This window comes from Stenotrophomonas sp. RIT-551 (genome assembly GCF_026241915.1).
GTDB lineage: Bacteria > Pseudomonadota > Gammaproteobacteria > Xanthomonadales > Xanthomonadaceae > Stenotrophomonas > Stenotrophomonas bentonitica_A.
In genome coordinates this window covers 21,225-48,206 of sequence record NZ_JAPJIU010000008.1, presented here as the reverse complement: position 1 = coordinate 48,206, position 26,982 = coordinate 21,225, and the positions used below count along the sequence as shown (strand labels likewise).

At 66.5% G+C, this 26,982-nt stretch carries 22 protein-coding genes; 9 read left to right on the top strand and 13 right to left on the bottom strand.

The window, feature by feature from the left end; translation table 11 throughout:
• Positions 1-56 precede the first annotated feature (56 nt).
• From ORK51_RS11335 to acnA, 5 genes are all read right to left on the bottom strand, one after another.
• Positions 57-926, bottom strand: a complete 870-nt coding sequence (locus ORK51_RS11335) for a crotonase/enoyl-CoA hydratase family protein (protein WP_070427299.1) — start codon at positions 924-926, stop codon at positions 57-59.
• A 158-nt stretch (positions 927-1,084) separates the two neighbouring features.
• On the bottom strand, positions 1,085-2,761 hold the full coding sequence (locus ORK51_RS11330; RefSeq protein ID WP_266084980.1) for a long-chain fatty acid--CoA ligase: 1,677 nt from the start codon (positions 2,759-2,761) through the stop codon (positions 1,085-1,087).
• Between the two features lie 199 nt (positions 2,762-2,960).
• Positions 2,961-3,626, bottom strand: a complete 666-nt coding sequence (locus ORK51_RS11325) for an ATPase (protein ID WP_266084979.1) — start codon at positions 3,624-3,626, stop codon at positions 2,961-2,963.
• Positions 3,626-3,997, bottom strand: a complete 372-nt coding sequence (locus ORK51_RS11320; protein ID WP_070427301.1) for a type II toxin-antitoxin system prevent-host-death family antitoxin — start codon at positions 3,995-3,997, stop codon at positions 3,626-3,628. The genes ORK51_RS11325 and ORK51_RS11320 overlap by 1 nt, the downstream gene beginning before the upstream one ends.
• Before the next feature lie 193 nt (positions 3,998-4,190).
• Entirely contained in the window at positions 4,191-6,947 is a 2,757-nt protein-coding gene (gene acnA, locus ORK51_RS11315; protein WP_266084978.1) for an aconitate hydratase AcnA, read from the bottom strand.
• A gap of 284 nt (positions 6,948-7,231) precedes the next feature.
• Here acnA and ORK51_RS11310 point away from each other — a divergent pair, with 284 nt between their 5' ends.
• From ORK51_RS11310 to acnB, 3 genes are read left to right on the top strand one after another with little or no spacing between them, the layout of a single operon-like run.
• Positions 7,232-7,456 carry an AbrB/MazE/SpoVT family DNA-binding domain-containing protein gene (locus tag ORK51_RS11310; RefSeq protein WP_019182937.1) on the top strand — a complete coding sequence of 75 codons (225 nt, stop codon included), beginning with the start codon at positions 7,232-7,234 and terminating at the stop codon, positions 7,454-7,456.
• Between the two features lie 7 nt (positions 7,457-7,463).
• Positions 7,464-7,862, top strand: coding sequence for a type II toxin-antitoxin system VapC family toxin (locus tag ORK51_RS11305; RefSeq protein WP_019182936.1), 399 nt, complete (start codon positions 7,464-7,466; stop codon positions 7,860-7,862).
• A gap of 49 nt (positions 7,863-7,911) precedes the next feature.
• Positions 7,912-10,497 (top strand): bifunctional aconitate hydratase 2/2-methylisocitrate dehydratase, encoded by a 2,586-nt coding sequence (gene acnB / locus ORK51_RS11300; protein ID WP_070427303.1) that lies wholly within the window; start codon positions 7,912-7,914, stop codon positions 10,495-10,497.
• Between the two features lie 104 nt (positions 10,498-10,601).
• Here the strand turns inward: acnB and ORK51_RS11295 are convergent, their stop codons facing one another.
• Entirely contained in the window at positions 10,602-11,855 is a 1,254-nt protein-coding gene (locus ORK51_RS11295) for a LysR family transcriptional regulator (protein ID WP_323054047.1), read from the bottom strand.
• Positions 11,856-11,956: 101 nt separating this feature from the next.
• Between ORK51_RS11295 and ORK51_RS11290 the strand changes: the two genes are divergently transcribed.
• The 6 genes from ORK51_RS11290 to ORK51_RS11265 all read left to right on the top strand — a co-directional run bounded on the left by ORK51_RS11290 (position 11,957) and on the right by ORK51_RS11265 (position 18,338).
• The gene (locus tag ORK51_RS11290) at positions 11,957-12,628 is read left to right on the top strand and encodes a 4-carboxy-4-hydroxy-2-oxoadipate aldolase/oxaloacetate decarboxylase (protein ID WP_266084977.1); all 672 of its coding nucleotides are present in this window, start codon (positions 11,957-11,959) and stop codon (positions 12,626-12,628) included.
• Positions 12,621-13,676, top strand: coding sequence for a 4-oxalomesaconate tautomerase (locus ORK51_RS11285; protein WP_266084976.1), 1,056 nt, complete (start codon positions 12,621-12,623; stop codon positions 13,674-13,676). Before ORK51_RS11290 ends, ORK51_RS11285 begins: the two co-directional genes overlap by 8 nt.
• A 42-nt stretch (positions 13,677-13,718) precedes the next feature.
• Positions 13,719-15,032: a C4-dicarboxylate transporter DctA gene (gene dctA, locus ORK51_RS11280; protein ID WP_046273429.1), complete on the top strand. Its 1,314-nt coding sequence runs from the start codon at positions 13,719-13,721 to the stop codon at positions 15,030-15,032.
• Positions 15,033-15,108: 76 nt separating this feature from the next.
• Entirely contained in the window at positions 15,109-16,404 is a 1,296-nt protein-coding gene (locus ORK51_RS11275; RefSeq protein WP_266084975.1) for a carbohydrate porin, read from the top strand.
• Positions 16,405-16,426: 22 nt separating this feature from the next.
• Entirely contained in the window at positions 16,427-17,449 is a 1,023-nt protein-coding gene (locus tag ORK51_RS11270) for an amidohydrolase family protein (RefSeq protein ID WP_019182929.1), read from the top strand.
• 13 nt (positions 17,450-17,462) lie between these two features.
• The gene (locus tag ORK51_RS11265; RefSeq protein WP_261997531.1) at positions 17,463-18,338 is read left to right on the top strand and encodes an amidohydrolase family protein; all 876 of its coding nucleotides are present in this window, start codon (positions 17,463-17,465) and stop codon (positions 18,336-18,338) included.
• Between the two features lie 23 nt (positions 18,339-18,361).
• On the opposite strand, the gene ORK51_RS11260 is transcribed toward ORK51_RS11265, so the two are convergent.
• From ORK51_RS11260 to ORK51_RS11225, 7 genes are all read right to left on the bottom strand, one after another.
• Positions 18,362-19,432 (bottom strand): protein-glutamate methylesterase/protein-glutamine glutaminase, encoded by a 1,071-nt coding sequence (locus ORK51_RS11260; RefSeq protein WP_070427310.1) that lies wholly within the window; start codon positions 19,430-19,432, stop codon positions 18,362-18,364.
• The gene (cheD, locus tag ORK51_RS11255; RefSeq protein WP_019182926.1) at positions 19,429-20,025 is read right to left on the bottom strand and encodes a chemoreceptor glutamine deamidase CheD; all 597 of its coding nucleotides are present in this window, start codon (positions 20,023-20,025) and stop codon (positions 19,429-19,431) included. The genes ORK51_RS11260 and cheD overlap by 4 nt, the downstream gene beginning before the upstream one ends.
• Positions 20,022-20,882, bottom strand: coding sequence for a CheR family methyltransferase (locus tag ORK51_RS11250; protein ID WP_019182925.1), 861 nt, complete (start codon positions 20,880-20,882; stop codon positions 20,022-20,024). The genes cheD and ORK51_RS11250 overlap by 4 nt, the downstream gene beginning before the upstream one ends.
• 53 nt (positions 20,883-20,935) lie before the next feature.
• Positions 20,936-23,209: a methyl-accepting chemotaxis protein gene (locus ORK51_RS11245; RefSeq protein WP_323054046.1), complete on the bottom strand. Its 2,274-nt coding sequence runs from the start codon at positions 23,207-23,209 to the stop codon at positions 20,936-20,938.
• A 181-nt stretch (positions 23,210-23,390) separates the two neighbouring features.
• On the bottom strand, positions 23,391-25,751 hold the full coding sequence (locus tag ORK51_RS11235) for a methyl-accepting chemotaxis protein (protein WP_261997532.1): 2,361 nt from the start codon (positions 25,749-25,751) through the stop codon (positions 23,391-23,393).
• A 96-nt stretch (positions 25,752-25,847) separates the two neighbouring features.
• Complete coding sequence (locus ORK51_RS11230) at positions 25,848-26,231, bottom strand: hypothetical protein (RefSeq protein ID WP_019182922.1); 384 nt, start codon at positions 26,229-26,231, stop codon at positions 25,848-25,850.
• Positions 26,232-26,404: 173 nt separating this feature from the next.
• A complete protein-coding gene (locus ORK51_RS11225; RefSeq protein WP_019182921.1) occupies positions 26,405-26,896 on the bottom strand; it encodes a chemotaxis protein CheW in 492 nt (163 codons plus the stop codon).
• Positions 26,897-26,982 lie beyond the last annotated feature (86 nt).

The following is a 26,982-nucleotide window of genomic DNA, read 5'->3' as shown; positions in this document are numbered from 1 at the left end:
CAATAAAAAAAAGCCCGGCGGCAGCCGGGCTTGAACAACACAGGGGAGGGGATGGCTCAGGCGACGTCGAGGGTGGCGCGGCGGGTCTGGGCCTTGATCAGGCGGTCCATAGTGCGCAGCGACTTGTCGCCCAGCGCAAGGGCGGAGTCCACCCAGACCTTGGTGATTTCCAGCAGTTCGTCATAGCGCACGGCCTGGGCCAGGTTGCGCGCGGCGTTCATCGCCAGATACGAATGCGGAATGCGCTGGTGCTGGCGGATCAGATCTTCCACGGCCTTGACGCCCTGGCCCTTGGGCACCAGCACATCGACCACGCCCATGGCATGCATCTCTTCGGAGGAATACACGCGGCCGTCGAGGATGATCTTCTCGGCCAGCTGCGGGGCCACGCGCTTGCACAGGAAGGAATAGGCGCCCATGCCCGGGAACAGCCCGAACAGCACTTCCGGCAGGCCCATACCGCAGCCTTCCTCGGCCACGATGGTGTGGCAGGCCAGCGCCATCTCCAGGCCGCCGCCGAGGGCATCGCCCTGGATCAGCGCGATCGAGCGCACGTCGCCACCGAAGCCGGTGTGCAGGTGGTGCACGCCTTCCACGCAACGCTGCGCATAGGTCAGCAGGCGGTCGCGGTTGCCCTCGCGGATCAGGCGGGTGAACAGGTCCAGATCGCCGCCCAGGTTGTAGGCATTGGCATCGGAGGCGAGCACGAAATGGCGCAGCTTGCCGCTGTTGCGCTCGGCCGGGCTGCGGGTGATCGCGCTCATGAAGTTCCACATTTCATCGAGCATGTCCTTGCGGCAGCACGGGCGGATGCCGCTGGCGGCATCGGCATGCATGAACAGCCAATGGGCATCGTCGTTGCCGGTGGTTTCAGTGCGGATGGTGGCGTAGCGGTGGTTGACGGGCAGCTTTTCAATGGTGCTCATGGCGATTTCCTCGGAGGCTGGCCCGCTGGGAGGACGGTGGGCGGCGGGCCTGACGGGTCCACACGCCGCGATCCTACACCCCCGGCATCTCACGCAATGCAAAAGGCCCCCGCCGTTGCCGGCAGGGGCCCTGTGAAGATGCAGCCGTTGGGGAACCGTTACGGCGCAGGGGTATCGCGCAGTTCGCGGCGCAGGATCTTGCCGACGTTGGTCTTGGGCAGTTCCTTGCGGAACTCCACGATCCGCGGGTGCTTGTAGCCGGTCAGGTTCGCGCGTGCATGTTCCTTGACCATCTCGGCGGTGAGGTTGGGGTCCTTCTTGACGATGACCACCTTGACCACTTCACCGGACTTCTCATCGGGCACGCCGACCGCCGCGACTTCGAGCACGCCGGGCATCATCGCGATGACGTCTTCGACCTCATTGGGGTACACGTTGAAGCCGGACACCAGGATCATGTCCTTCTTGCGGTCCACGATGTAGAAGAAGCCCTGCTCATCCATCCGTGCCATGTCGCCGGTGTGCAGCCAGCCCTCGGCGTCCACCGCCTGCGCGGTATCTTCCGGGCGCTGCCAGTAGCCCTTCATGACCTGCGGACCCTTGATGCACAGCTCGCCGACTTCGCCGACGGCCAGCGTCTTGCCGGCGTCATCCTTGACGCAGGCATCGGTGGATGGGATCGGCAGGCCGATCGCACCGTTGTACTCGGCCAGGTCGAGCGGATTGATGCAGGCGGCCGGCGAGGTCTCGGTCAGGCCATAGGCCTCGACCAGGGTGACGCCGGTGACCTTCTTCCAACGCTCGGCGACGGCGCGCTGCACCGCCATGCCGCCGCCCAGGGTGACCTTCAGCGAGGAGAAATCGACCTCGTCGAAGCCCGGGGTGTTGAGCAGGCCGTTGAACAGCGTGTTGACGCCGGTGATCGCGGTGAAGCGGGTCGCCTTGAGCTCCTTGACGAAGCCCTTCATGTCGCGCGGGTTGGTGATCAGGTAGTTGCAGCCACCGAACTTCATGAAGACCAGCCCGTTCGCCGTCAACGCGAAGATGTGGTACAGCGGCAGGGCGGTGATGATCACCTCCTTGCCCATCTCGATCCCCGAAGCGGATATCCAGGCCGAGGCCTGCTGCATGTTGGCGACCAGGTTGCGGTTGGTCAGCATCGCGCCCTTGGCCACGCCGGTGGTGCCGCCGGTGTACTGCAGGAAGGCGACATCGTCGTGGTCGATCTCGACCTTGGGCAGGGTGTGGCGGCTGCCCAGCTTGAGCGCCTGGTTGAAGCGGATCGCGCCGCGCAGGCTGTAGTTGGGCACCATCTTCTTGATGTACTTCAGGACGAAGTTCACCACGATGCCCTTGACGCCGAGCATGTCGCCCAGGCCGGTGGTCACCACCTGCTTGATCGGGGTGTCGGCAATGACCTGCTGCACGGTGTCGCAGAAATTGTCCACGACCACCAGCACGGCCGCGCCGGAATCCACCAGCTGGTGCTTGAGCTCGCGGGCGGTGTACAGCGGATTGACGTTGACCACGGTCAGGCCGGCACGCAGCACGCCGAACGTGGCGATCGGGTACTGCAGGCAGTTGGGCATCATCAGGGCAACGCGGTCGCCCTTCTTGAGCTGCAGCTCACCCAGCAGATAGGCGGCGAACTGTTCGACCAGTGCGTCCGTTTCCCCGTAGGTCAGAACCTTGCCGAAACTGGAGTAGGCGGGGCGGTCGCGGAACTTGGCCACCGAAGTGTCGAAGACGGCCGAGACCGAATGGAACTCGTTGACGTCGATCTCGGCGGGTACGCCTTTGGGATAGCTCTGCAGCCAGGGTCGTTCCAGACTCATATTCCCCCTCCAGGAAACGTGGATGATGTAAAGCGATGACGGAGAGTATCCGTCGTTTCATGCCTCGGCAGCATACCGTCCCGAATGGAAAACGCGAAGGGCCGGTGAACAACGGCGGCAGTGGGGTCGCGGGGCAGGGTGGCGCCGGCGATAAATGACGTTTGCAGCCGCATGTGTTCGCTCATCCGTCCATCCCTGCTCATCGCGGCGGCTCGTCAACGCAGCTGTCGTGGCACTGCAGTGCAGCTTCCAGCACCGGCACGGCCCAGTCGGGTGTCTGCCGCAGTTGGGCGACGTCATCGGCCGCAGGCCAGGTCAAACGGCCACCGTCCATCTGCAGCACAAGCTGTGGATCGGCAACCGGCTGGCCAGGACCGGCCTCGGCACTGTTGTCGTACACCTGCAGCTGTGCAAGCGCTGGCAGCAGGGCGATCAGGTTCTGCAGCGCCAACGGGTAGCGGCGGTGGATGTCCGCATCGCTGATCGGGTGGCCACCGGCCGCAACGCGTGCGCGCACCCGTGCGATGTGCTGCTGGGGCGAGGCCAGGCCGCAGTACCAGACCAGTACGTCATGCGTGGCGCAGGCCTCGGCCAGGGTCGCGGCGATCGACTGCCCGCCCAGGGTGGTTTCGAAGGCGTGGTTGCGGCGTTCGGCGATGGCAGAGCGCAGCCGGCTGAAGCCTTCCGTCCACGCCCGGCCATTGGCCTCGCGCTGATTCATGCCGAATTCGCGGCACAGCTGGCGGGCCCAGTCGTCGGGATTGAACCAGTCCAGACCCGCCTGGCGGAGCAGATGGCCCCCAATGGAGCTCTTGCCTGCGCCGTTGACCCCTGCCAGCACGAACAGGAAGGGCCGTGCAGGCATCAGTAACCGCTGCCTGCGGCCACCTTGCCCTTGAGGCGTGCCGGCTTGCGCAGCAGCGCGCGCGCCTTGTTGGCGGCCGCGGCGCTGTCCAGCACGGCAAGGCGATCATCGAAGCGCTGACGGAGCTGCTGCAGGGCCGGGGCCTGTTCGCGCAGGGACGCGAGGTCCCGCTGCAACGACACAACCTCGGCCTGCATGGCCTGGTACTGCTGGGCGGACAGAATGACGGCCTGCGGCTCGTTGTGATTGGTGACCAGTACGGCCTGCTGTTCGCGGACGTCCTGCATCACCTTGCGCCAGTGCTCCTTCACCGTCGAGGCGGTGGTGCGGGTCAGCTCGGTGATCGGGTCGAACTTGAGCGCGTGCAGCATGGCGGCGGCTCCCTGGCGGATGGCGCCCAGTGTAGCCCGATCCGTACGAATTGGGAGAAATATTGGATTTATGAAATTTATGAAAATGAAGACTGGCGGCGGGAACGCCAAACAGCAGCAAGGGGGCGTGTGCCCCCTTGCTGTCGTGCGATCCCTCTACCGGAGAGGGCGTAACTGGCGCCGTGCCAGGCGCTTACTTCTTTCCGGCCAGCTGACGCAGCACGTACTGCAGCAGGCCGCCGTGCTTGAAGTACTCCACTTCCTTCGGCGTGAGCAGCATCACATGGGCCTCGAAGGTCTTCTTCGTGCCATCGGCCTTGGTCGCGGTGAGGGTGGCCGTCTTGCTGGCACCATCCTCCAGGCCGGTGATGTCGATCACTTCCGAACCATCCAGGCCCAGGCTCTGGGCGTTGTCGCCGTTCTTGAACTGCAGCGGCAGCACGCCCATGCCGACCAGGTTGGAGCGGTGGATGCGCTCGAAGCTCTCGGCGATGACCGCCTTGACGCCCAGCAGGTTGGTGCCCTTGGCCGCCCAGTCACGCGAGGAGCCGGTGCCGTATTCCTTGCCGGCGAAGACGACCAGCGGGACGCCCTCGGCCTTGTACCTGACCGCCGCATCGTAGATCGCCAGCTTCTGCGGCTCGCCGCCATCGTTCGGGAAGTACAGGGTGTTGCCGCCTTCTTCGCCGCCGAACATCAGGTTCTTGATGCGGATGTTGGCGAAGGTGCCGCGCACCATGACGTCATCGTTGCCGCGGCGGCTGCCGTAGCTGTTGAAGTCGGCCGGCTGCACGCCGCGCTCCTGCAGGAAGCGGCCCGCCGGGGAATCCTTCTTGATGTTGCCGGCCGGGGAGATGTGATCGGTGGTGATCGAATCGCCGAACAGGCCCATCACCCGCGCCCCGTGCACGTCGTCGATGTGGCCGACGTCCATGGTCATGCCTTCGAAGTAGGGCGGGTTCTTGATGTAGGTCGAGCTGCCGTCCCACTCATACAGATCGCCATCGGGCGACTTGATGGTGTTCCAGCGGGTGTCGCCCTTGAACACGTCGGCATAGTTCTTCTTGAACATCTCCGGCCCGATGGTCGCGGCAATCACATCGCCGATTTCCTTGTTGCTCGGCCAGATATCGCGCAGGTACACCGGCTGCCCATCGCTGCCCGTACCCAGCGGCTCGGTGGTCAGGTCGATGTCGGTGGTGCCGGCGATGGCGTAGGCGACGACCAGCGGCGGGCTGGCCAGGTAGTTCATTTTGACTTCCGGGTGCACGCGGCCTTCGAAGTTGCGGTTGCCCGACAGCACCGAGGCCACGACCAGGTCACCGGCGGCAATGCCGGCACTGACTTCGGTCGGCAGGGGGCCGGAGTTGCCGATGCAGGTGGTACAGCCGTAGCCGACCACGTAGAAACCGACCTTCTCCAGCTCGGTCAGCACACCGGCTTTTTCCAGGTAATCGGTGACCACGCGCGAGCCTGGGCCGAGCGAGGTCTTGACCCACGGCTTGCGGTCCAGGCCCTTGGCCGCCGCGTTGCGCGCGAGCAGGCCGGCACCGATCATCACCGCCGGGTTGGAGGTGTTGGTGCACGAGGTGATCGCGGCGATGACCACCGCGCCATCCTTCAGGCGGAATTTCTGGCCATCCAGTTCGACATCGCTGTAACCCTTGGCCAGCTGTTCGTTGCCGACCGCCGCGCCGCCACCTTCGTTGACGAACGTGGCGACATCATCGTTGCGCTTGTCGCGGTTGGTGGTCAGGCCGACGAGGTTCTCGCGGTAGTTCTGCTTGACGTCTTCCAGCAGCACGCGGTCCTGCGGGCGCTTCGGGCCAGCCAGCGACGGCTTGACCTGGCCCATGTCCAGTTCCAGCGTGGCGCTGTAGCTGGCGTGCGCGGTGTTGGCGTCATGCCACAGGCCCTGGGCCTTGGCATAGGCTTCCACCAGCGCGATCTGCTCCTCGCTGCGGCCGGACAGGCGCAGGTAGGTCAGTGATTCTTCATCGATCGGGAAGATGCCGCAGGTGGCGCCGTACTCCGGGGCCATGTTGCCGATCGTGGCACGGTCGGCCAGCGGCAGGTGCTGCAGGCCTTCGCCGAAGAACTCCACGAACTTGCCGACCACGCCGTGCTTGCGCAGCATCTGGGTGACGGTCAGCACCAGATCGGTGGCGGTGGCGCCTTCGGGCATGCGGCCGGTCAGCTTGAAGCCGACCACCTGCGGGATCAGCATCGACGACGGCTGGCCCAGCATCGCCGCTTCCGCTTCGATACCGCCCACGCCCCAGCCGAGCACGCCGATGCCATTGATCATGGTGGTGTGGCTGTCGGTGCCGAACACGGTGTCCGGGTACGCAACGGCCTTGCCATCCTTGTCTGCAGTCATGACCACGCGGGCCAGGTTTTCCAGATTCACCTGGTGGACGATGCCGGTGTTGGGCGGCACCACCTTGAAGTTGTCGAAGGCCTTCTGGCCCCAGCGCAGGAAGCCGTAGCGTTCCTGGTTGCGCTGGAATTCGATCTTGCCGTTGAGGTCCAGCGCATCGGGCGTACCGAACACATCGACCTGCACCGAGTGATCGATCACCAGCTCGGAGGGGATCTGCGGGTTGATCTGCTCCGGGCGTCCGCCGAGCTTGACCACGGCATCACGCATCGCGGCGAGATCGACCACGCACGGCACGCCGGTGAAATCCTGCAGGACCACGCGCGCGGGCATGAACGCGATCTCGATGTCCGGTTCGGCCTTGGGGTCCCACTGGGCGACGGCCTGGATGTGGTCCTTGCCGACGGTCACGCCGCCATCCTCGTGCCGGAGCAGGTTCTCCAGCAGGATCTTCATCGAGTAGGGCAGGTGGGAGATGTCGAACGTCTGTCCGAGCTTGGGCAGGCTGAAGTAGTCGTAGGTGGTGCCGCCGACGTCCAGCTGGCTGCGGGTGGAGAACGAATCGCTCATTGCAGATGACTCCTCTTGCGGATGGCTTGCGTTGGCCCGCCCGAGGCAGACCTGCTTGCGTTCGCCGCTGACCGGTGGGCCCGCGATCGTTCTGAGTATGAACGATTCAGGGCGGCGCCCACCTGCGGCAGTTGGTCTCAGGCTACATGGAGATATGTATCCCTCATGTCACGGATGAGACAGATCCTTTCTGTGCCAAGGGTCTTGGCGGCCAGATCAGTACTCCAGTGGAAGTATGCCCCCGGAAGTATGTATAATTTGTGCATACTTTGGAGGGCGTACCGATGGAAGCTACCGTTGCAGAACGCGGGCAGATCACCTTGCCCAAGGCGGTCCGTGATGCGCTTGGCCTGACCAAGGGCACCCAGCTGAAGGTGGAGCTCGAGGGCAGCCGCATCATCCTGCGCAAGAGCGTGGACGATGCGATCTCCCGTGCCCGCGGCAAGTTCGCGCTGGATGGTTTCGATTCGGCCGAAGCAGCCGTGCGCGCGGTCCGCGACGAGGAATGAGCGCGTGATGATCGCCGTGGATTCACCGGTGCTGATCGAGCTGCTCAGCAATGGCCCGCAGGCCGACGCGGTCGAAGCGGGCCTGCGCCAGAGCCTGGTCGGCGGGCGCGTGGTGATCTGCGGGGTGACCCTCGCCGAGATCTGCGCGTCGCTGCGCGGCGGCGCCGAAGTGCAGGAGGCGCTGGAGGAAATGGGCGTCCACTTCAGTCCGCTGGAGGCCAAATCCGCATTGCGCGCCGGTGAGATGCACCGCCGGCACCGGCAGCGGGGCGCCAAGCCACGCGGGCTGGACGAATTCATGGTCGGGTCGCATGCACTGCTGCAGTGCGATGGCCTGATCACCTGGAACGACACGTTTTACCGCGACTACTTCAAGGGCCTGAAGCTGATCGTGCCGCACGCCTGAGCCCATACTTTTAAACCGCATTCTTTCAAAGAATCACCCGGGAGTTGTCATGTTGGAAGCCTACCGCCACCACGTAGCCGAGCGCGCCGCGCTTGGCATCCCGCCGCTGCCGCTGAGCGCCCAGCAGACGGCCGACGTCATCGAGCTGCTGAAGAACCCGCCGGCGGGCGAAGCCGAGTTCCTGCTGGAACTGCTGACCCACCGCGTGCCGGCCGGCGTCGATGACGCCGCCAAGGTCAAGGCCTCGTACCTGGCCGCGATCGCGCTGGGCAGCGAAGTCAATCCGCTGATCACGCGCGAGCGCGCCACCGAACTGCTGGGCACCATGCTCGGTGGTTACAACGTCGCCCCGCTGGTGCAGCTGCTGGACGACGCCACCGTCGGCGCGATCGCCGCCGATGCGCTGAAGAACACCCTGCTGGTGTTCGATGCCTTCCACGATGTGCAGGAAAAGGCCAAGGCCGGCAATGCGAACGCCCAGGGCGTGCTGCAGAGCTGGGCCGATGCGGAGTGGTTCACCAGCCGCCCGCAGGTGCCCGAGAGCCTGACCATCACCGTGCTCAAGGTGACCGGCGAAACCAACACCGATGACCTGTCGCCGGCCCCGGATGCCACCACCCGCCCGGACATCCCGCTGCACGCCCTGGCGATGCTGAAGAACAAGCGTGATGGCATCGAGCCGGAAGAAGACGGCAAGCGCGGTCCGGTCAAGTTCATCGAATCGCTGAAGGACAAGGGCCACCTGGTCGCCTACGTGGGCGACGTGGTCGGTACCGGTTCGAGCCGCAAGTCGGCCACCAACTCGGTGCTGTGGTTCACCGGCGAAGATATTCCGTTCATTCCGAACAAGCGCTTCGGCGGCGTGTGCCTGGGCTCGAAGATCGCCCCGATCTTCTACAACACGATGGAAGACGCCGGCGCCCTGCCGATCGAACTCGACGTGTCGCAGATGAACATGGGCGATGTGATCGAGCTGCGCCCGTACGACGGCAAGGCGCTGAAAGACGGCGCCGTCATCGCCGAGTTCAAGGTCAAGTCCGACGTGCTGTTCGACGAAGTGCGCGCCGGTGGCCGCATTCCGCTGATCATCGGCCGCGGCCTGACCGCCAAGGCGCGTGAAGCGCTGGGCCTGGCCCCGACCGATCTGTTCCGCCTGCCGATGGACCCGCCGGATACCGGCAAGGGCTTCTCGCTGGCGCAGAAGATGGTCGGCCGCGCCTGTGGCCTGCCGGAAGGCAAGGGCATGCGCCCGGGCACCTACTGCGAACCGAAGATGACCTCGGTGGGCTCGCAGGACACCACCGGCCCGATGACCCGTGACGAGCTGAAGGACCTGGCCTGCCTGGGCTTCTCGGCCGACCTGGTGATGCAGTCGTTCTGCCACACCGCCGCGTACCCGAAGCCGGTGGACGTCAAGACCCACCACACTCTGCCGGAGTTCATCTCCACCCGTGGCGGCATCTCGCTGCGCCCGGGCGACGGCGTGATCCACAGCTGGCTCAACCGCATGCTGCTGCCCGACACCGTCGGCACCGGCGGCGACTCGCACACCCGTTTCCCGGTGGGCATTTCGTTCCCGGCCGGCTCGGGCCTGGTGGCCTTCGCGGCCGCCACCGGCGTGATGCCGCTGGACATGCCCGAATCGGTGCTGGTCCGCTTCAAGGGCACGATGCAGCCGGGCGTGACCCTGCGTGACCTGGTCAACGCGATCCCGCTGTACGCGATCAAGTCCGGCCTGCTCACCGTGGCCAAGGCCGGCAAGAAGAACATCTTCTCCGGTCGCATCCTGGAAATCGAAGGTCTGCCGGATCTGAAGGTCGAGCAGGCGTTCGAACTCTCCGATGCCTCGGCCGAGCGTTCGGCGGCCGGTTGCTCGGTGCACCTGAACAAGGAGCCGATCATCGAGTACCTCACCAGCAACATCACGCTGCTGAAGTGGATGATTGCCGAGGGTTACCAGGACGCCCGTTCGCTGGCGCGCCGCATCGAGAAGATGGAAGCCTGGCTGGCCAACCCGGAGCTGCTGGAGCCGGATGCCGACGCCGAGTACGCCGCCGTCATCGAGATCGACCTGGCCGACATCCACGAGCCGATCGTGGCCTGCCCGAACGATCCGGACGACGTCAAGACGCTGTCCGACGTCGCCGGTGCGGCGATCGACGAAGTGTTCATCGGTTCGTGCATGACCAACATCGGTCACTTCCGTGCGGCGGCCAAGCTGCTGGAAGGCAAGCGCGACATCCCGACCAAGCTGTGGGTCGCCCCGCCGACCAAGATGGATGCCTCGGAGCTGACCAAGGAAGGCCATTACGGCACCTTCGGCACCGCCGGTGCCCGCATGGAAATGCCGGGCTGCTCGCTGTGCATGGGCAACCAGGCGCAGGTGCGTGAGGGCGCGACGGTATTCTCCACCTCGACCCGCAACTTCCCGAACCGCCTGGGCCGCAACTCCAACGTGTACCTGGGCTCGGCCGAGCTGGCCGCGATCTGCTCGCGCCTGGGTCGCATCCCGACCAAGGAAGAGTACATGGCCGACATCGGCGTGCTGGATGCCAGCAGCAAGGACATCTACCGCTACATGAACTTCGACCAGATCGAGGACTATCAGGACGTGGCCGGTACGGTTGCTGCCTGATCCGACGCCGGGCGCTGCCCGGCTTCGGTAACCCAGCGGTCACTGGCCGATGGATGAAACACGAAAACACCCGGCGCGAGCCGGGTGTTTTTTCATGTGCACGATCAGGTCGCCGGAAACCGGAACGGCCAGGCGTCGTCGGTCACCTCGTTGCGCTCGGCGCAGACCTGGCGGAAGGTTTCCACGAACGCTTGCTGCAGCCGGGTAGGGTGCCAGTCGGCGCGGGTGGTAAGGCCGATGCGGCGGCGCAGATCATCGCCGGCCCGGCCGATCTCGCAGAGCAGGCCCGCGCGACGCTCGAACACGAACTGGTCGCGCGACATCAACGTGAGCCAATCGTCTTCGAGCAGCAGGCCGCGGGTGATCAACACCGAACCACACTCGATGCGCAGCCGCGGCGGTTCGTGGCCGTGCTGCCGGAACATGTGTTCCCAGCGCGCCCGCACCGGTGCGCCGGTCGCGGCGATCACCCATGGGTAGTCCAGCAGCCGTGCAAAGCCGAAGCCCTTGGCCGCGGCCAGGGGATGACCGGTGCGCGCGACAATGACCGGGTCGTCGTCGAACAGCCCTTCCTGGGCGATGTCGCGCACCGGCAGCCTGTCGCGCATCGCGCCGATCAACAGGTCCAGGCTGCCCTCGCGCAGATCGCCCAGCAGTTCGGCGTAGGGGCCTTCGATCACGTTCACCGTGGCGCCCGGATAGGCCCGCGCGAAGCGTGCCAGTACCTGGGGCAGCAGGATCGCCCGCGCGAGCGGCATGACCCCCAGCGAAACCCGGCCGCCCTGCTGCGAGCGCAGCGAGGCGAGTTCATCGATGCCGGCGCCGAGTTCGGACAGGGCCAGCCGGACCAGGCGCAGCATGCGCGTCGCCGCCGGCGTCGGTTGCACGGTCTTGCCTCGGCGCACGGTCAGCGGTGTTTCGATCACCTCGGACAACTCGTGCACCGCACGGTAGATCGCGGGCTGCGACACGCCCGCGCGACTGGCGGCCAGGGTGAAGCTGCCGGCCGTATCCACCGCCGCCAGGGCGCGCAGCTGGCCCAGGGTGACGCGGCGTTCGACAGCCGGCATCGCCGGCAGCCGCTGTGCGCGACGGGCCACGCGGACCCCGTGCGTGATGTAGTCCAGCGCGCGTTCGATGCGGGGGACCAGCAGGTCGGCCGCCTCGGTGGGCGACATGCCACCGGGCTGCCGGTCGAACAGCGGCGCATCCAACTGTTTCTCCAGCCGCGCGATGGCCTGGGTCAGGGCCGGCTGGGACAGGTTCACGTGCGGAGCGGCGGCGCTGATGCCGCCGTGGTGGTAGACGGCGGCAAGGGCGTGCAGATGCTTGAGATTCAGATCCAGAGGGCTGCTCATGGATCAACTATAACCAAACCCAATGGCTGTTTCGAAAAACGATCTTGAGGGGGCAGGCCGGGCGACGACAGACTGCGTCATCGTCAACGAAGGATGGATGGATGTCCCGCGTAGTCTCTTCTATCGAACGCGCTGCTCCGGCGGCGATCCAGATGCTGGCAGAGGCCGGTGTCGCCACCGCGCACGAAGCGCAGGACCGCAGCGGCCTGCTGCATCCACGGCTGCGCCCGATCTACAGCGGCATCCGCATCGCCGGCAGCGCGGTCACTGTGTCGGTGCCGCCGGGCGACAACTGGATGATGCACGTGGCGATCGAACAGCTGCGCGAGGGCGATGTACTGGTGGTCGCGCCCACCAGTGATTGCACGGACGGCTACTTCGGCGATCTGCTGGCGACCTCGGCCCAGGTGCGCGGCTGCCGCGGGCTGGTGATCGATGCTGGCGTGCGCGACGTGCGTGACCTCACCGCGATGGGCTTTCCGGTCTGGAGCCGCGCGGTCCACGCACAGGGTACGGTCAAGGAAACGCTGGGTTCGGTGAATGTGCCGGTGGTCTGCGGCGGGGCGCTGGTCCAGCCGGGCGACGTGGTGATCGCAGACGATGACGGCGTCTGCATCGTGCCGCGTGCCGATGCAGACCGGGTAGCCGCCGACGCACGGGCGCGCGAGGCGCGCGAGGCCGACAAGCGCGAACGCCTGGCCAAGGGCGAGCTCGGCCTGGACCTCTACCAGATGCGTGAGCGCCTGGCGGCCAAGGGCCTGCGCTATGAGTAAGGGCGTGCGCGCGATGTGGATGCGCGGTGGCACCTCCAAGGGCGGGTTCTTCCTCGCTTCGGAGCTGCCCGCCGCGCCGGCCGCGCGTAATGCCTTCCTGCTGCGTGCGTTCGGTTCGCCCGATCCGCGCCAGATCGATGGCATGGGCGGCGGCGATCCGTTGACCTCCAAGGTCGCCGTCGTGGCGCCTTCCAGTCGCGCTGATGCCGACGTGGAGTACCTGTTCCTGCAGGTCTTCGTGGACCAGGCCGTGGTGAGCGATGCGCAGAACTGCGGCAACATGCTGGCTGCGGTCGGCCCGTTCGCGATCGAGCGCGGGCTGGTTGCCGCCACCACGGATCAGACCGAGGTGCGCATCTTCATGTGCAACACCGGTACGCTCGCGGTGGCCAGCGTACAGACGCCGCAGGGCAAGGTGGCCTATGACGGTGAGGCGCGCATCGATGGTGTCCCTGGCAGCGCCGCGCCGGTGCCGCTGGCCTTCGCCGATGTTGCCGGCTCCAGCTGTGGTGCCCTGCTGCCGACCGGCCAGGCCGTGGATGTCATCGACGGCGTGCAGGTGACGCTGATCGACAACGGCATGCCGTGCGTGGTGCTGCGTGCCGGCGATGTGGGGATCAGCGGGCATGAGGACCGCGCTACGCTGGATGCGGACGAGGCGCTCAAGGCACGGCTGGAGGCCATCCGCCTGCAGGCCGGCCCGTTGATGCGGCTGGGCGATGTCCGTGCCCAGTCGGTGCCCAAGATGATGCTGGTGGCCGCGCCCCGCGCGGGCGGGGCGATCAGCGTCCGTTCCTTCATTCCGCACCGCTGCCACGCCTCCATCGGCGTGCTCGGGGCAGTGACGGTCGCCACCGCCTGCCTGCTGCCGGACTCACCCGCGCACGCCCTGGCGGTGCTGCCCGGCGGCCTGCACCAGACGCTGGAGATCGAACACCCCAGCGGCAGCACCGCGGCCGTGCTTGATCTGGATGCGGCCGGGCAGGTGTCCCGCGCCGCCGTACTGCGCACTGCGCGGAAGCTCTTCGACGGCGTGCTGTTCGACTGAATACGCACGACGTCCTTATTCTTGTGACCTGGGAGGGTTGATATGACCGTTGTAGAGAAGCGGCCGAGCCGCTTCGGCATTGTTGGCCAGCTCTGGTTCCAGGTGCTGGCCGGTACGCTGATCGGTGTGTTGTTGGGGTGGCTGCAGCCAGACATCGGCTCGGCGATGAAACCCTTCGGCGACGCCTTCATCAAGCTGATCCGGATGATGATCGGTCCGATCATCTTCGTCACGGTGGTGCATGGCATCGCCGGCATGCGTGACATGCGCAGCGTGGGCCGCCTGGCCTTGAAGTCGCTGATCTACTTCGAAGTCATCACCATCCTGGCGCTGATCGTGGGCCTGGTCGTGGTCGATGTCTGGAAGCCCGGCGCCGGCATGAACATCGACCCGGCCACGATCGACATGGCCAGCATCCAGGGCTACGTGCACAGTGCGCACGACCAGTCGATCGTGTCCTACATCATGGCGATCATCCCCAATACGCTGGTCAGCGCCTTCACCGAAGCGCATGTGCTGCAGGTGTTGTTCGTGGCGGTGCTGTTCGGCGTGGCGCTGGCCTCGATCGGCGAGCGCGGCGCGCCGGTGATGAAGGTGATCGAGTCGACCTCGGGCGCGCTGTTCAAGATCATCGGCTACATCATGTACTTCGCCCCGATCGGTGCGTTTGGTGCGATCGCCTTCACCGTCGGCCAGTTCGGCGCCGGCTCGCTGCTGTCGCTGGGCGAGCTGATCATCGAGTTCTTCGTGGTCTGCGGGCTGTTCACCGTGCTGGTGCTGGGCAGCGTGTGCTGGTGGACCGGCGCAAGCCTGTGGCGGCTGCTGGGCTATCTGCGCGATGAGATCGTGATCGTCGCGGCGACCACCTCCACCGAAACCGTGCTGCCGCGCCTGATCGAGAAGATGAAAAAGCTGGGCTGCGAGGAAGGCGTGGTCGGTTTCGTGATCCCCGCCGGTTACTCGTTCAACCTGGATGGCACCTGCCTGTACCTGACCACCGTGGCGCTGTTCCTGGCCCAGGCGACCAACACCGAACTGACCGTGTGGCACCAGCTGGGCCTGATCGCGGTGCTGCTGCTGACCTCCAAAGGGGCGGCTGGCGTGGCCGGTGCGGCATTCGTGGTACTGGCGGCGACGCTGGGCACGACCGGCACCATTCCGGTGGCGAGCATCGCGTTGATCCTGGGCATCCACCGGATCCTGGCCGAGGGGCTGACCTTCGTGAACCTGATCGGCAATGCGATCGCGGTGCTGGTCATCGCCAAGTGGGAAGGCAAGCTGGATGAGAAGGTGCTGGCCGAGCAGATCGGCACCCGCCGCCTGCGCCGCCGCGTGCTGACCGCCGCCACGGTCTGATCCTCCCGCCGCGGCGCTGCCGCGGCCTCCCGACATCCATCCGTTGCGCGGCTCCGGCCGCGCACAGGAGGCGCTTGTGTCCCGTTTCTCCCGTAACACCCTTTCCCTGCTGGTGGCTGCCAGCCTGGCGGCGCCGGCGTTCGCCGCGTCCTCTGCAACCCAGGGCGGTCTGCCTGATGGCGTCGATCTCACGCTGGACCTGGTCGGCAACGTCGCCTCCAATCCGGTCGGCGGTGTCGAGCAGGGCACTGAAGGCTCGTACTGGGTGATGGCCCAGTCCAAGCTGGATCTGGACACGCTGTGGGGTATCCACAACACCGAGGTCGACGCGCAGTGGGCCTGGTTCGCCGGCCGCAACCTGGCACGCGAGAAGATCGGCAATTCGATCAGTGCCCAGCAGACCTGGCGGCCGGTGGCCGGCGGGCGCCTGACCCGCCTGACCCTGCGCCACCGCTTCGACAACGGCCTGAGCATCATCGCCGGGCGCGCCCCGGTGAACAGCTACTTCAACAGCTCCGCGCTCAACTGCGTGTTCATGAGCAACGCGATGTGCCTGACCCCGTATGGGGCGATCACCGACCTGGGCATCACCGCCTACCCGAACGCGTCCTGGGCCGGGATCGTGCGCTACGACGTGAACGAGCGCTGGTATGCGCAGGCCGGCGCGTTCGACTACAACAACGAGTTGAACAAGGCTGGCAAGAACGGCCTGGACTTTTCGGTGGGCGAGGGCACCGGCACCATCACCGCCTATGAAGTGGGTTACCAGACCAGCTTCGCCAATGACCGCCTGCCACGGACCTACCGGCTGGGCATGTACCGCAACAGCGATGGGGGCAAGAGCTCCTACTACGACGCCGACGGCAACTCCGCGGCGCTGACCGGCAGACCGACCGCCGTGCAGGACGGTGCGCGGGCGGGCGGGTATGCGATGGCCGACCAGACCGTCTGGCGTGGCGAAGGCAAGCGCAACCTCGCACTGTTCGCACGGGCATACGTGAACACGGGCAACGAAGCGCCGATCGATACCTTCTTCTCGGCCGGCTTCGTCAAGACCGGTACCTTCACCGGCCGCGAGCAGGACACGCTGGCGATGTTCGTCTCCAACACCCATTTCAGCGATGAACAGATCGACTTCCTGCGCGACCGGCGCACCCGCAATGGCGGTAGCGGCGCGCCACACGCGGACGAAATCATCGCCGAACTCAGCTATGGCTGGGCCGTGCACAAGGGGATCCGCGTGATGCCCAACCTGCAGTACGTCATCAACCCCGACCCCATCTACGCGCCGACCCGCACCACCGACATCCCCGATGCGCTGATCGTCGGGCTGCGCGTGGACATCCACTTCGCCCAGCTGTTCGGCTGGTGATTCCTCCCCACGAGGCCCTTGCATGATCATCGACTGCCACGGTCACTACACGACCGCCCCCGCCAGCCACGACGCCTTTCGTAAACAGCAGATCGCGCACTACAACGATCCCTCGCTGCCTGTGCCGGTCTATCCGGACATCAGCGATGCGGAACTGCGCCAGAGCGTGGAGGGCAACCAGCTGCGCCTGCTGCGCGAGCGCGGTGCGGACATGACCATCTTTTCCCCCCGCGCCAGCACGATGGCCCACCACATCGGCGATGAACGGGTCAGCGCCGAGTGGACCCGCCGCTGCAACGACCTGATCGCCCGCGTGGTGGCGCTCTATCCGGAAACCTTCATCGGCGTGTGCCAGCTGCCGCAGTCGCCTGGCGTGCCGATCGCCCACTCCATTGCCGAGCTGGAGCGCTGCGTCAACGAACTCGGCTTCGTCGGCTGCAACCTCAACCCCGACCCGTCCGGCGGACACTGGACCGGCCTGCCGCTGACCGACCGCGCCTGGTATCCGTTCTTCGAGAAAATGGTGGAACTGGACGTGCCGGCGATGGTGCATGTCTCCGGCAGCTGCAACGCCAATTTCCATGCCACCGGCGCGCACTACCTCAATGCCGATACCACGGCGTTCATGCAGTTCCTGCAAGGCGACCTGTTCCGTGACTTCCCCGACCTGCGCTTCATCATCCCGCATGGCGGCGGCGCGGTGCCCTACCACTGGGGGCGCTTCCGCGGGCTGGCCGACATGCTGGGCAAGCCGCCGCTGAACGAGCACGTGATGAAGAACGTGTTCTTCGATACCTGCGTCTATCATCAGCCGGGCATCGATCTGCTGTTCAAGGTCATCGACATCGACAACATCCTGTTCGGCTCGGAAATGGTGGGCGCGGTGCGGGGCATTGATCCGGAGACCGGGCAGTTCTTCGACGACACGCTGCGCTACGTGAACGCGCTGGGCCTGTCCGAAGGCGACCGTTACAAGGTCTGCGAAGGCAACGCGCGACGCGTCTATCCGCGCCTGGACGCACAGCTGAAGGCAAGGGGTCTGTGAAATGACGACGTTCGTGAAAGACGCTGACTGGCTGGATTTCTGCCCGGACCCGAGCGTGCCCGGTTTCGTGCCGCCGCCCGGCGCGGTGGATGCGCATTGCCACGTGTTCGGCCCGGGCGACCGGTTTCCGTATGCCCCCGAGCGCAAGTACACCCCGTGCGACGCGGGCAAGGACCAGCTGTTCGCGCTGCGTGACCGGTTGGGTTTCGAGCGCAATGTGATCGTACAGGCCACCTGCCACGGCGCCGACAACAGCGCCCTGGTCGACGCCCTGCGCAGCGCGGAAGGCCGCGCCCGTGGCGTAGCGACCGTGCGCGATAGTGTGACCGATGCAGAGCTGCAAGCGCTGCACGAAGCTGGCGTGCGCGGGGTCCGCTTCAACTTCGTCAAGCGGCTGGTCGACCCCAAGCCGGATGCCTACTACCGCGCGATCATCGAGCGCATCGCGCCGCTGGGCTGGCACGTGGTCGTCTACTTCGAGGCGGCCGACCTGGCCGAGCGCTGGGATTTCTTCACCTCGCTGCCGACCACCGTGGTGGTGGACCATATGGGCCGCCCGGACGTCACCCAACCCGTAGATGGCCCGGCATTCCAGCAGTTCGTGCGGCTGATGGCCGAGCACCCGAATGTGTGGAGCAAGGTGAGCTGCCCGGAGCGTCTGTCACGGAGCGGCCCGCCGACCTACGACGACGTGGTCCCGTTCGCCCGTCATCTGGTGGAGCGCTTCCCCGATCGCGTGCTGTGGGGCACGGACTGGCCGCACCCGAACCTGAAATCGCATATGCCCGATGACGGCACGCTGGTGGATGTCATTCCGCGGATCGCGTTGACCGCCGAGCTGCAGCGCAAGCTGCTGGTGGACAACCCGATGCGGTTGTACTGGGCATAGGGCCAGCGGGCGGTCCGCCGCGGTCAGCTGCGCGCCAACGCCATCAAGCGCTCGGCGATCCGCTCCAGCGGCACCATTTCCTCGGCCGCGCCGATCCTCACCGCGCTGCCGGGCATGCCCCAGACCACGCTGGTGGCCTCGTCCTGCACCAGGGTCGGGGCGCCGGCGTTGCGCAGGTCCAGCAGGCCGCGGGCGCCGTCGTCGCCCATGCCGGTCAGGATGGCGCCGATGGCGTTGGCCCCGGCACTTTCGGCCACCGAGCGGAACAGCACATCGACCGCCGGCTTGTGGCGGTTGATCGGGGGGCCATCGTCGATCCGGCAGCGCCAGCGGGCACCGTCGCGGATCACGCGCAGGTGCTTGCCGCCAGGGGGCAGGTAGGCGTGGCCGGGCAGCACCGCTTCACCGTCAGTGGCCTCGCGCACCGACATCGCCGAATGGCGGTCCAGGCGCTCGGCGAAGGGCGTGCTGAACTGCGCCGGCAGGTGCTGGGTCATCACCACCGCCGGGGCGTCTGCCGGCAGGCCCTCCAGCACCACGCGCAGGGCTTCGGTACCCCCGGCCGAGGCACCAATGGCGATCAGGCGGTCGGTGGTGCGGAACTGGATGGAGCGGGGCACGGCCACGGGCGCAACGGCATCGAGCGTGATGCGCGGCGGGTTCGGCCGCGACAGGGGCCGCACCCGCGAGCGCGCGGCCATCTTGACCTTGGCGATGATCTCCTCGGCGTAGCCCTGCAGACCGCGGGCGACGTCGAGCTTGGGCTTGGAGACGAAGTCCACCGCGCCCAGCGCCAGCGCCTGCAGGGTGGTGTCGGCACCGCGCTCGGTCAGCGAGGAAATCATCACCACCGGCAGGGGGTGCAGGCGCATCAGGTTTTCCAGGAAGGCCAGCCCGTCCATGCGCGGCATTTCCACGTCCAGCGTGATCACATCCGGCGCCAGGCGCTTGATCTTCTCGCGCGCCAGCAGCGGATCGGCCGCGGTGCCGACCACCTCGATACCGGGATCGCTGGCGAGGATCTCGCTGAGCATCTGGCGCACGACCGCCGAGTCGTCGACGATCAGGACCTTGCAGGGCACACCGTGGCTCATTCGAACAGCTCCACGCCACCGGTGACAGGGGCTTTGGACAGGCGGGCGCGAACGGCCGATTCGGTCGCGGCCACTTCGGCTTCGTGGGCGTGCGGCAGTCGCTGCACCACCACGCGCCCGGTATCGGCGAAGAACCACACCTTGCGCGGGTGGATGCCGCACAGGTCCTCGGCGATGATCGGGATGTGCTCGGCCTGCAGGTACTGGCGGACGAACTCGGCGTTGCGGGTGCCGACCGGATTGCTGGTGAATCCCTTGAGCACGTTGGCACCGCCGAACACTTTGGCCTCCAGGCGCTTGCGGTGGGCGCCGCGCTTGAGCAGGTCGTTGATCAGCAGTTCCATGGCATAGCTGCCGTAGCGTGCAGGTGCGCCATCACCGACGTTGCCCTCGGGCAGCAGGAAGTGGTTCATCCCGCCGATCTTGAGCACCGGGTCGCGCAGGCAGGCGGCCACGCAGGAGCCCAGGGTGGTGGTCAACGCGGTGGCGTCGTCCACGGCCAGGTACTGGGTCGGCAGCAGCTTGGCCGCGGTGACCTGGAAGCGGCTGTCGAAGTACCGCATCACCTCGTCGTTGCGGATCGGCAGACTCATGCCGGCGCTCCCGGCGCGCGTTTGTACAGCGTGCGGCCACAGGGCTGGATCAGGTCGGCGGCGTGCAGGTAGTTCTCCGAGTGGCCGGTATAGAGCAGGCCGTCATCGCCCATGTGCTGGATGAGCCGCGAGAGGATGCCGCGCTGGGTGGGTTTGTCGAAGTAGATCATCACGTTGCGGCAGAACAGGGCATCGAACGGGCCGCCAACGTCGTAACGGGTGGCGAGCAGGTTGAGCGGGCGGTAGTCGATCAGGTCGCGCAGCGCGGGGTTGACCCGGCAGTGACCTTCGTTGGGACCGGTGCCGCGCTGGAAGTAGCGCTTGCGGATCGCCGGATCCAGCCCGGCAACGCGGTCGATCGCGTAGACGCCGCGGCTGGCGGTGGCCAGCACCTGGGTGTCCACGTCGGTGGCCAGGATGCGCACCGGCGGCTTGAGCGTGCCGAACGTCTCGCAGGCGGTGATCGCCATCGAGTAGGGCTCCTCACCGGTGGAGGCCGCGCACGACCACAGCTGCAGCGTGCCCTGGCCGGCGCGCAGGCGCAGTTCCTCGGCCAGCTTCTCGAAGTGGTGCGGCTCGCGGAAGAAGGCGGTCAGGTTGGTGGTGAGCGCATTGGTGAACGCCTGCCATTCGTCGCCGCCGTGGGCTTCAAGCTGGTCCAGGTACTCGCTGAAACTGCGCATGCCCAGCGCCCGCAGCCGGCGCGACAATCGGCCGTAGACCATGTCGCGCTTGGCCGGCGCCAGCGAAATGCCGACCCGCTGGTAGATCAGTTCGCAGACGCGGCGGAAGTCGCGGTCGGCAAACTCGAATTCGCGAGCGTTCGGTGAAGCGGCGTTGGCGGGGGGCGTGGACACGGGCGGACTCGCAGGGGAAGGGGATGCGGCGACCGGGTGATCGCCGCGGGCACTCAGAACTCTTGCCAGTTGCCGTCATCGGCCGGCGTGCTGCGCGCGGGACGCATCGGCGTGGCGGCACGCGGGGCCGCCGGCGTTGGGCGGCTGGCGGGACGCACCGGCGGCATCCCGGCAATCGCGCGGGCGGTGACCGCGCTGACGGCCTGCGCGACCTGGTTGTCCAGGCGGAAGATGGCCACGGCATCGGCCAGCTGGGTGGCCTGTTCTTCCATCGCGCGGGCGGCAGCCGTGGCTTCTTCCACCAGGGCGGCGTTCTGCTGGGTGGTCTCGTCCATCTGCACCACGGTCTGGTTGACCTGGTCGATGCCGGCGGACTGCTCCTGCGAGGCCGCCGAGATCTCGGCCATGATGTCGGTCACGCGCTGCACCGAGGCAACGATCTCGCCCATGGTCGCGCCGGCCTGGTTGACCAGCTGCGAGCCTTCGGCGACCTTGCCGACCGAGTCGTCGATCAGGCCCTTGATCTCCTTGGCCGCACCCGCCGAGCGCTGGGCCAGGGTGCGCACTTCGGAGGCGACCACGGCAAAACCACGTCCCTGTTCCCCGGCACGTGCCGCTTCCACCGCGGCGTTCAGCGCCAGGATGTTGGTCTGGAAGGCGATGCCGTCGATGACCGAGATGATCTCGGCGATCTTCTTCGAGGAGGTCTGGATCGCGGCCATGGTGGTGACCACTTCGCCGACGACATGGCCGCCCTGGGTGGCCACGGTGTGGGCGCCGATCGCCAGCTGGTTGGCCTGGCGCGCGTGCTCGGCGTTCTGGCGCACGGTGGAGGTGAGTTCCTCCATCGAGGCCGCGGTCTCTTCCAGGTTGGCGGCCTGCTGCTCGGTACGGCGCGAGAGATCGCTGTTGCCGGTGGCGATTTCGCCGGCGGCGAGGTTGATGCTGCCGGCGGCCTCCTGGATCTGGCCGACGATCTGGGTCAGCTGCGCGACAGTGGCGTTGGCATCGTCGCGCATGGTGGCGAACACACCCTGGAAGTCGCCGTGCATGCGCGCGGTCAGATCACCCTCGGCGATCGACGAGAGCAACTGGGAGAGCTTGCCCAGGTTGTCATCGCTGACCTGCATCATCGCGTTGAGGTGGCCGATCATCCGGCGGAAATCGTGATCGAAGCGGGCGGTGTCGCCACGCTGGCTGAAATCGCCGGCGGCGGCTGCTGCGGCCAGGCGCTGGATCTCGCCGTTGATGTTGCCCAGGTTCTGCTTGACCGCATCCACGGTGGCGGTGATGGCGGCCTTCTCACCGGGGTAGCGCGCGATGTCCGCGCTGAGGTCGCCCTGCGCGTAGCGTTGCACGACCGCCAGCACCGCATCCATGGTCTGCACGTGTGCGCCGACCAGGGTATTGGTTTCATGCACCATCAGCCCGTACTCACCGGGGAAGGCGGTTTCGTCCATGCGGTAGCCGGTGCTGCCGGCATCGTGGCGGCGGGCCATCTCGCGCTGGCCGCTGATCACCGCGTGCAGCTGTTCCTGCATGCGCGCCATGCTTTCCAGCAGGCGGCCGGGCTCGTCGTGCGCCTGCTCGCCGATGCGGCTGTCCAGCTTGCCGCGGGCGATGCTTTCGGCCACGTGCGTGGCCTGGCGCAGGGGCAGGGTGATGCGATTGCCGATCAGCCAGCTCAGCCCCAGCACGATCAGCACCACGGCGCCGCCACTGGCGGTCATCACGGCCGTGAAGGCCAATGCGTCGGACTGCACGTCATCCATGTACACGCCGCTGGTGATGACCCACTGCCACGGGGCGTACATGCCGGCGTAGGTGACCTTCTCGATCAGGGCGTCATTGCCGGGCTTGGTGGTCTTGTAATACGTGTAGCCGCCGCCGGTCCTGGCCATGTCGACCTGCTGCAGATAGATCGGCACGCCGTCCTTGGAGGTGTAGTCCTTCTGCACCTTGCCCACGCGGTCACGCGCGAAGGGGTGCATCAACAGGGTGTAGTCGGTGCCGAGCACGTTGTAGTACGCGCTGTCATTGTCGGCACGCATCACGTCCAGCGCCTGCAACGCCGCTGCCTTGGCGGCCTCTTCGGTCAGCTCGCCGGAACTGGCCAGTCGGGTGTAGTGCGCCAGGATGCCGTAGCTGAGTTCGACCTGCGTCTTCAGCGCTTCCTTGCGGGTTTCGGCAAGGTCCAGGTACTGCATGCGGGCAGCAATGATCGCCAGCGCGATCACGCCGACGGCGATCAGTGCGGTCAGCAGGTTGAGCTTGCGCCTGACGGACAGGTTGGAGAAGGACTGGTTCCAGCGGCTGAGTAGATTCATGGGCAGGGGTCTTTGATCGACAGACATGTCGCGGCAATGCTGTTATCGGCCGCAGGTCGCCACGATTGAGTCCGCTCGACTGAGCGTATTCAGGTTGCGGGCGGCGCCGCAGTGGAACGCGCAGAAAAAAGGGCCCCGATGCACATGCATCGGGGCCCTTCCGCGTGGCGCGTGGCGGGGCTTAGAACTCCTGCCAGTCGCCGTCGGCCAGTTCGGTGGCCACCGGGCGCGAGGCCGGGCGACGTACCGCGGCCTGCGCCAGCGGCGCACGCACGGCGCGCGGCGGTGCGGCCACGACCGGCGCCGGGGCGATCTCCTGCTCGTCGAGCTTGAAGATGGACACCGCGTCGGTCAGGTGGCCGGCCTGTTCTTCCATGGCGCGGGCAGCGGCGGTGGCTTCTTCCACCAGCGCGGCGTTCTGCTGGGTGGTCTCATCCATCTGCACGACGGTCTGGTTGACCTGCTCGATGCCGGCCGACTGTTCCTGCGAGGCCGCGGAAATCTCGGCCATGATGTCGGTCACGCGCTGCACCGAGGCGACGATTTCGCCCATGGTGGCGCCGGCCTTCTGCACCAGCGCCGAGCCATCGTTGACCTTGCCGACGGAGTCGTCGATCAGGCCCTTGATCTCCTTGGCCGCGCCGGCCGAACGCTGGGCCAGGGTGCGCACTTCCGAGGCGACGACCGCAAAACCACGCCCCTGCTCGCCGGCACGTGCCGCTTCCACCGCGGCATTCAGCGCCAGAATGTTGGTCTGGAAGGCGATGCCATCAATGACCGAGATGATCTCGGCGATCTTCTTGGACGAGGTCTGGATCGCACTCATGGTGGTCACCACCTGGCCGACCACATCACCGCCCTGGGAGGCGACGCTGTGTGCGCCGATGGCGAGCTGGTTGGCCTGGCGGGCGTGCTCGGCGTTCTGGCGCACGGTGGAGGTCAGCTCCTCCATCGATGCGGCGGTTTCTTCCAGGTTGGCGGCCTGCTGCTCGGTGCGGCGCGACAGGTCGCTGTTGCCGGTGGCGATCTCGCTGGCGGCCGAGTTGATCTGCTGGCTGGAGTGCTTGATCCGGGTGACGATGCCGCTGAGCTGTTCGGCAGTGGCGTTGGCGTCGTCGCGCATCCGGGCGAACACGCCCTGGAAGTCGCCGTGCATGCGCACCGTCAGGTCGCCCTGCGAGAGCGAGGCGAGCAGGTTGGAGACCTGTTCGATACTGGCCGAGTTGGCATCCAGCAGACCGTTGAGCTGCTGGGCCAGTTGCAGGAAGAAGCCTTCCTTGCCGTCGCTGTCGATGCGGCCGGAGAGGTCGCCGGCCGCTGCCTGGGCGATCACGCGGGCAACTTCGGCTTCCACCAGGGCTTCGGGGGTACGGTCGCGCCATTCGATGACGTGGCCGACGGTCTCGCCCTGCTCGTTGGCGATGGAGGAGATCACCTGGGCGAACTGGGCCTGGCCGAACTGCATCGGGCGGCGGCTGACGCCGTGCTGCTGCAGCTGTGCCAGCGTGCGGGGATCGATTTCGCTGCCATGTTCCAGCGTCGCGGCCGACTTGCCGATCAGCGAAGCGGCGGCGTCGAAGTCCGGCAGGTCCTTGCGGATGTCGGCTTCGTACTGGCTCAGGGTCTGCTGCAGGGCGCGGTTGCTGTAGACGATGGTGTGGTGGGCATCGGTCAGGTAGACGCCGGTGGAGCTGTAATCCAGCGCGGTGCGGATGCGCAGGTTCTCGCGGGCGATGGCCTGGTCGGTTTCGGTGCGCTCGCGCAGGTCGCGCTGCATGCGCTGCATGGCCTGCAGCAGATCGCCGACTTCATCCTTGCGGCTGACGTCGATATGGCCGTCCAGCTTGCCGCTGGCGACATCGTTGGCGACCGAGACGGCGCCGCGCATGCTGCCCACCAGCGAACGGGCAAACAGATACACCAGCACCAGGCCCAGGGCGGCGCCGCCCAGCAGGGTGATGACGGTCAGCGTGGCCGAGGCGGCGTAGGTGGATTCGGCTTCCTCGCGGGAGGCGCGTGCGAGACGGTTGTCTTCAGCAATCAGCGCTTCGAGCGCCGCCGAGGCCTTGCGATGCTTGGCGCGGGTTTCGCCGACGAAGGTGTCCACGGCATCGTCGGGCAGGTCCAGCTCGAGCATTTCGGTAACGGCGTCGTAGGACGCCAGCGAATCGGTCCAATCCTTGGCGAAGGTGTCAAACAGCTTCTTCTGCTGGGGATTGTCGATCAGCGCGGGGTATTTCTTGATCGAGGCGTCGATCTGGGTGCGAAGCTCCGCGGCGCGGGCCTTGGCTTCGGCCTTGACGTCATCGCTGGCGCGGATGAGGCCCTGGTAGGCGGAGTTGCGGTACTCGCCGACCATGCCACGCAGCTCACCGGCGGTGCGGATGCTGTCCATCCGGGGGCCGGCCAGTTCGGTGGTGACGTTGTTGAGTGAGTGCAGGCCACGATAGGCCACGATGCCCTGCAGCAGCATCACCAGCAGGAGGACGCCGAAAGTCAGCATCAACTTGGGCATCAGTTTGAGGTTGTTGATCCACGGCATGGCAGGTGCGGTCTCCAGTGGCAAACGCGTCCGGCCGTCGGGGCCGGTTGCAGCGACCACGCCGGCCAGGGCCGGCGTGGCAGGGCGAACGGGCAGTTACTTGATGTTGGCCAGCTTCAGGCCGGCCGGCGAGCTGACTTCGATTTCAGCACGCGAGGCATCGCGGGCGATCTTGCCGATCACGCAGACGGTCTTGCCTTCCAGCGATTCCAGCGGGAAGCTGAACTTGTCGCGGTTGGCGCCGGCGATGCGGGCCGAGAAGGTGTGGCGCGGGAACGCGCCGCCCATGTACAGGAAGGTCGGCTGGCCTTCGGAGCCTTCGGCGTAGCGGGCCTTTTCGACCTTGCCGCAGACCATGCCGTCCTTGCCGACCGAGCGCGGTGCCAGTTCCGGCGGAATCATTTCACCGGACTGGGCGAATGCAGTGGAGGCGGAAGAGGCGATCACGGCGACCGAGAACAGGGCAAGCAGGGACTTCATCGGGAAAATTCTCCGGGGATATGGGCAAGGTGGCCCGGCCATGGGCGATCCAGTGCAGCCGGGTTCTGAAACCAGCTATCGGCCGGTCAGGGGGGAACTGAAGCAATTTTTTCGACGGTGGCCGTTGCAGACGGCGGCAGCGGCGTGACTGCCGTTTTTCTGTGACGGATGTCTCAGGCGGCGACGTCGTCGATGACCGCTGCCTGGCCCATGTCGGCGCTGTCGAGCAGGGTTTCGATATCCAGCAGGATCAGCATGCGGTCGTCCTGGGTGCCGATGCCGGAGATGAAGCGGGTATCGACGGCGGCGCCGAATTCGGGGGTCGGGCGGATCTGGTCGGCGGCGAGCGGGATGACGTCGGAGACGCTGTCCACGACGATGCCGACGACGCGGTCTTCGACGTTGAGGACGATCATCACGGTGAAGGCATCGTAGGTGGCATTTTCCAGGCGCAGTTTGAGGCGCAGGTCGATGACGGGGACGATGGTGCCGCGCAGATTGATGACGCCTTTGATGTAATCCGGAGCATCGGGCACGCGGGTGACGGAGTCGTAGCCGCGGATTTCCTGGACTTTGAGGATGTCCACGCCGTAGTGCTCGGCGCCGAGGGTGAAGCTGAGGTACTCGCCGCCGTCGCTGGCGGCGTTGCTGTTCTTGTCGTTCATCGAGGGGTCCTGGGTCGGGCGTGGCGGTCGAAAAACCGGGGGTCACGCTGGATATCGGCCTGCCCGGGGGCGACTTTAGCTCCCAC

Bases quoted from the DNA above. Each gene is read 5' to 3' on its own strand.
- ORK51_RS11225 (WP_019182921.1), bottom strand. From the start codon at position 26,896: ATGAACGACAAGAACAGCAACGCCGCCAGCGACGGCGGCGAGTACCTC.
- ORK51_RS11295 (WP_323054047.1), bottom strand. From the start codon at position 11,855: ATGAGCAGCCCTCTGGATCTGAATCTCAAGCATCTGCACGCCCTTGCC.
- ORK51_RS11230 (WP_019182922.1), bottom strand. From the start codon at position 26,231: ATGAAGTCCCTGCTTGCCCTGTTCTCGGTCGCCGTGATCGCCTCTTCC.
- ORK51_RS11270 (WP_019182929.1), top strand. From the start codon at position 16,427: ATGATCATCGACTGCCACGGTCACTACACGACCGCCCCCGCCAGCCAC.
- ORK51_RS11285 (WP_266084976.1), top strand. From the start codon at position 12,621: ATGAGTAAGGGCGTGCGCGCGATGTGGATGCGCGGTGGCACCTCCAAG.
- ORK51_RS11330 (WP_266084980.1), bottom strand. From the start codon at position 2,761: ATGAGTCTGGAACGACCCTGGCTGCAGAGCTATCCCAAAGGCGTACCC.
- ORK51_RS11290 (WP_266084977.1), top strand. From the start codon at position 11,957: ATGTCCCGCGTAGTCTCTTCTATCGAACGCGCTGCTCCGGCGGCGATC.
- ORK51_RS11320 (WP_070427301.1), bottom strand. From the start codon at position 3,997: ATGCTGCACGCGCTCAAGTTCGACCCGATCACCGAGCTGACCCGCACC.
- dctA (WP_046273429.1), top strand. From the start codon at position 13,719: ATGACCGTTGTAGAGAAGCGGCCGAGCCGCTTCGGCATTGTTGGCCAG.
- acnA (WP_266084978.1), bottom strand. From the start codon at position 6,947: ATGAGCGATTCGTTCTCCACCCGCAGCCAGCTGGACGTCGGCGGCACC.
- ORK51_RS11245 (WP_323054046.1), bottom strand. From the start codon at position 23,209: ATGAATCTACTCAGCCGCTGGAACCAGTCCTTCTCCAACCTGTCCGTC.
- ORK51_RS11335 (WP_070427299.1), bottom strand. From the start codon at position 926: ATGAGCACCATTGAAAAGCTGCCCGTCAACCACCGCTACGCCACCATC.
- ORK51_RS11310 (WP_019182937.1), top strand. From the start codon at position 7,232: ATGGAAGCTACCGTTGCAGAACGCGGGCAGATCACCTTGCCCAAGGCG.
- acnB (WP_070427303.1), top strand. From the start codon at position 7,912: ATGTTGGAAGCCTACCGCCACCACGTAGCCGAGCGCGCCGCGCTTGGC.
- ORK51_RS11325 (WP_266084979.1), bottom strand. From the start codon at position 3,626: ATGCCTGCACGGCCCTTCCTGTTCGTGCTGGCAGGGGTCAACGGCGCA.
- cheD (WP_019182926.1), bottom strand. From the start codon at position 20,025: ATGAGTCTGCCGATCCGCAACGACGAGGTGATGCGGTACTTCGACAGC.
- ORK51_RS11305 (WP_019182936.1), top strand. From the start codon at position 7,464: ATGATCGCCGTGGATTCACCGGTGCTGATCGAGCTGCTCAGCAATGGC.
- ORK51_RS11235 (WP_261997532.1), bottom strand. From the start codon at position 25,751: ATGCCGTGGATCAACAACCTCAAACTGATGCCCAAGTTGATGCTGACT.
- ORK51_RS11260 (WP_070427310.1), bottom strand. From the start codon at position 19,432: ATGAGCCACGGTGTGCCCTGCAAGGTCCTGATCGTCGACGACTCGGCG.